Origin of the sequence: Okeania sp. SIO2C9 (assembly GCF_010672455.1) — a bacterium.
Lineage (GTDB): Bacteria > Cyanobacteriota > Cyanobacteriia > Cyanobacteriales > Microcoleaceae > Okeania.
Genome location: NZ_JAAHGO010000171.1, coordinates 1 through 4,410 on the forward strand (window position 1 = coordinate 1; position 4,410 = coordinate 4,410).

At 35.7% G+C, this 4,410-nt stretch carries 3 protein-coding genes; 2 read left to right on the plus strand and 1 reads right to left on the minus strand.

Annotated elements, in window-relative coordinates; translation table 11 throughout:
• Positions 1-213: 213 nt before the first annotated feature.
• On the minus strand, positions 214-1,245 hold the full coding sequence (gene gap, locus F6K23_RS39880; protein ID WP_293166656.1) for a type I glyceraldehyde-3-phosphate dehydrogenase: 1,032 nt from the start codon (positions 1,243-1,245) through the stop codon (positions 214-216).
• A 639-nt stretch (positions 1,246-1,884) separates the two neighbouring features.
• Between gap and F6K23_RS39885 the strand changes: the two genes are divergently transcribed.
• On the plus strand, positions 1,885-2,070 hold the full coding sequence (locus F6K23_RS39885) for a hypothetical protein (protein WP_293166658.1): 186 nt from the start codon (positions 1,885-1,887) through the stop codon (positions 2,068-2,070).
• Between the two features lie 1,251 nt (positions 2,071-3,321).
• Positions 3,322-4,293 (plus strand): caspase family protein, encoded by a 972-nt coding sequence (locus tag F6K23_RS39890; RefSeq protein ID WP_293166660.1) that lies wholly within the window; start codon positions 3,322-3,324, stop codon positions 4,291-4,293.
• Positions 4,294-4,410: the final 117 nt, after the last annotated feature.

Consider the following 4,410-nt stretch of genomic DNA (forward strand, 5'->3'; position numbering starts at 1 on the left):
CAGCACATAAGCTGGAGTTCACTTATGTTGGTCGTGACCTGCCAACGTAGTCATTTAAGACTTAATCTGCAACCTTTGAGAGACAATTCCTAAAAATGTCTAGGATTGGCTAGGTTTTTCAAAGGTGCTATACTTATGAACCAGGGACATAAAAGAAGAATAAAATGTAGAGGCACTCCACACCTCTACAATAATTGAATTATTGCTAGTTAGTTATTTACTTAAGATACCTTCTTTTTGTGCCATTGATAGCATTAAATCTACTACTCGACAAGAATAACCCCATTCATTATCATACCAAGAAACAACTTTAAAGAAATTGGAGTTAAGTTCAATTCCAGCACCTGCATCAAAAATACTAGAGTGAGAGTCGCTGGTAAAATCAGTTGAAACTACAGGGTCTTCAGTATACCCAAGAACACCCTTCATCGGTCCTTCGGCAGCAGCTTTCATTGCTGCACAGATTTCTTTATAGCTAGTTGACTTCTCGCTCTTGAAAGTTAAATCAACTACAGAAACATCTGGAGTTGGAACCCGGAATGCCATACCAGTCAGTTTACCTTTTAACTGTGGTAAAACCAGAGTTACTGCTTTTGCTGCACCAGTAGAAGCAGGAATAATATTTTGAGCTGCACCACGTCCACCCCGAAAATCTTTTTTACTCGGACCGTCTACAGTTGGTTGAGTAGCAGTCATAGCGTGAACAGTTGTCATTAGACCTTCTGCCAAACCAAAATTATCATCAATAACTTTAGCAATAGGGGCTAAACAATTAGTAGTACAACTAGCATTAGAAACAATAGTATCTTCAGTAGGCTCAAAGCGATCGTGATTAACACCCATCAACAAGGTTTTTACCCGATCTGGATCTTTTGTTGGAGCTGAAATAATGACTCGCTTTGCACCTGCTGCCAAATGATTTGAAGCACCGTCAAAAGTAGTAAATAATCCTGTAGACTCAACTACATAATCTGCACCTTTTTCTTTCCAGGGTAGTTCAGCAGGGTTTCTAACTGATACACATGGAATAAATTTTCCGTTAATTGTCATACCATCATCTGAAGCTGATACATCTCCTTGGAAACGTCCATGAGTTGAATCATACTTTAATAAATAAGCTAGGTTTGGTGGTGGTACTAAATCGTTAATCCCAACAAACTCGATTAAGTCGGGATAGTTAAGTCCAGCACGAAAAACTAGACGTCCAATACGGCCAAATCCATTGATGGCTACTTTTAAAGGCATAGATACAACTCCTATATAGCTAAAAGTTTCTATAAGTATTAGGACTTACCGATTAGAAATTATCACAAGGACAATTGCTCTAAATTATTCTTTTCCATATCTTAAGAATCTTTAGGCCAGATGACGGAGGCATTATGGGACTTCTAGCAATTATCATAATGTTGACAGAGAATATTCACTCCTGGTAAAGCTGAAATCAGTGAAAACTACTGGGTAAATTTACAGTAATTTTAGCCTGATTGTTTTTGCTAACCAACTATTTATTTTATATTGCTAGATATTGCGTTGAAAACTCCGTGATTTTGTGTAAATAAAATCATCTGAAAATATCTCATGATTCTCACTGATTGTTCTTGATTTTTTTAGCTGATTTTAGATAAATTTACTGATAAAAAAACATTCATAAATAATCAAAAAAAAATCTCTAAGAGCTGATTTATAGACTGAGTTGAAATTCCTTTCTAGCATGGGTTTGTGGAAAATTATGCCCTAGGGGCTTAGATAGTGTAAAACCCTTACACTGTAAAGCATTTATCCTCTTAAGAACTACTTTATAAATCAGCTCTAAAGAACTTGTAATTTACTCAAGTAATAAGCCATAATATTAATACTTAATCAATGGACATATAAGATATAGCAATGAAAAAGATTACTATACCAGCAGGTTTAGGAGTAGAGGGTTTAGCTCCTGCTAACGAAATTATAATTAAATTGAAGCCTAGGAAAACTCTTAGTAATGGTAAGATTAACCAATTAGGTACAGGTTATATCCTTCAAGGCAATGAACAGGAAGATTTTGCTTTCCAGAGCTTTTCTGTTGAGTAGATCGCTCAAACTATGAGGAATCAGGAGTGAGTATTTTAGTTACTGTATTTGATACTTGTAAAAAAAAATCTCTAATATCTTCTTTTCTAACTAAAGTAATATCTACAATTTAACTAAGTTTTTAATCTCCTATAAATTGGCAAGGATATGGTAGCTATCTCACAATGACAAGCAAGTTATAAGGTAGACTAAGTTTTCGTTTTATTTATTCCTAATTTGTCAAGGTGTTCCTGCTTCTAATATCTTGAAATTTTGTCTAAGAGATTCGACTCTAGGAACTCCTACAGACCAGATGTATTCCTCAGTAAAGACAAAGTTTTGTATGTTTTATGGCAATTTTTTACCGAAAAATTGTGGTTTAAAGCCTCCCCTTTTAAGGGGATAATAAAGAAAATTTTTCATGAATTTGTCAATCCTCTCCTTGAAAAGAAGAGGTAATTATTCATTATTCATTATTCATTATTCATTGTTGAAAGTGGATAATTAACAATTGATAATTGATAATTAATCCCCAAAGGTTTAAAGCCTCTCCTTTTAAGGGGAGGCTTAAAGGCGCGAATTATTTAATTATTAATTATTAATTATTCGTAAGTTTGCCTGGTTTATAGATTTTCGTACCAGATCCAATTATTATAGACTATATATCTTCTGGTAGTCCTGCATGGTAATGGTGAGGATATATATTTTTTAATTTTTCCCACACTCCCCATCTCCCCACATTCCCCTCCACCGGAGGGGTGCGCGGGTGGGTCCCCATCTCCCCACACTTCCTTTACCATTACTATGCACCACCACCTATCTTCTTAGTTGAGAAAAGCTCGGCAGATCATAGATTCTAGTTGACTTATTTGTGGTCTAGGTAAACTGGATTTATGATCACTAATATTTATACTAATTTCTCTGAAATCTTTTTCCTCTAAATTTTGATAAGTTTTTGTTCTCGACTTGGGATAAAATTAATTTATCACAAACATTAATGAGTTGAAACAAACCCCATGTCGTGAGGTTTAGGAATCCCGCGTTGTCTTGTCAGAGCAGCGTCGGGAGAATGTCAATTGCTTAAATTATTGGCGTTGCTGAATTGAAGTATGAATGCGCGATTGTTTGGTTCTGCTAAATCCCCCCAAATTGGGGGACTTTTAGAGTTTTATTACCCCCCAAAATTGGGGGGTTAAGGGGGCTTGCATCATACCCATAATCAGCAACGCCAAATTATTAATCAACTCAGAAAAACAATATAGAGGAATTGAGATGAATTCAAATAGTTCAGAACTATCTGCGACTAAAAAGATTTATGCTTTGCTAGTAGGTATCGATCAATATGCACCAGATTCAGAAGTACCTACATTAAAAGGCTGTCAGAATGACATTAAGGCCATAGAAGCTTATCTCACAGAACAAATAAAAGGAGCATGGGAATTATTTGAACCGAGAGTTCTTACTAACGAACAAGCTACTCGTCAAGGAATCATAGATGGTTTTCAGCAGTACCTTTGCCAAGCAGGAAGCGATGATATTGCCCTATTCTACTATTCAGGACATGGGGGGCAACAAAAGACACCAGAAGAATTATTGCATCTAGACCCAGACAACTTAAATGAAACCTTAGTTTGCTACGATAGTCGTAGTCCAGGAGGTTATGATTTAGCTGATAAAGAACTCAAGTATTTGCTAGCTAAAGTAGCAGAGAAAGAACCTCGTGTTATAGTAATTTTTGATTGCTGTCATGCAGGTGCAGGAACTCGAAATATCGATCCAAGTGTTCTAGGTACACGTCTAGCTCCAGAAGATAGTAGAGATCGCCCTTTATCTAGCTTTATTTTTGCTCAGGACGAAAAGTTTAAGAATTTGCTATTAACTTCATCAAAAGTTGATAAGAAAAAGACAGGGTTAGATTTGCCAACAGGGAAGCATATTCTCTTGGCAGCTTGTCGAGACTACCAATATTCAAAGGAATATAAAGGAGATGATGGGGAACCTAGAGGCGTTTTTTCTTACTCTCTCCTGCAAACTTTACAACAAACTAATGGTAGTTTATCCTACTCTGATTTAGCTAGAAATGTAGAAGCATTGGTTAAAGGGAAAGTTCAAGATCAAGATCCTCAACTTGAGGCAACTAACCCAGAAGACTTAAAAGAATCATTTTTAGGAGATGCAATTCCGGAACGTCCTTTTTACTTTACTTTAACCTACAACACAAAGCCTAAAGAGAAGGGTAATTAACTGTTAAACTTAAACTGTAGAAAATAGTTGTCAAATGTAGAAAAGTATTGTAATATTAAATAGTTATATAGAAAGCGTAAATTTAGGAAATGAATGATTTTGAGCATTATAATAGTC

Excerpts from the sequence above, each read along its gene's own strand:
- F6K23_RS39885 (WP_293166658.1), top strand. The coding sequence starts at position 1,885 with ATGAAAAAGATTACTATACCAGCAGGTTTAGGAGTAGAGGGTTTAGCT.
- gap (WP_293166656.1), bottom strand. The coding sequence starts at position 1,245 with ATGCCTTTAAAAGTAGCCATCAATGGATTTGGCCGTATTGGACGTCTA.
- F6K23_RS39890 (WP_293166660.1), top strand. The coding sequence starts at position 3,322 with ATGAATTCAAATAGTTCAGAACTATCTGCGACTAAAAAGATTTATGCT.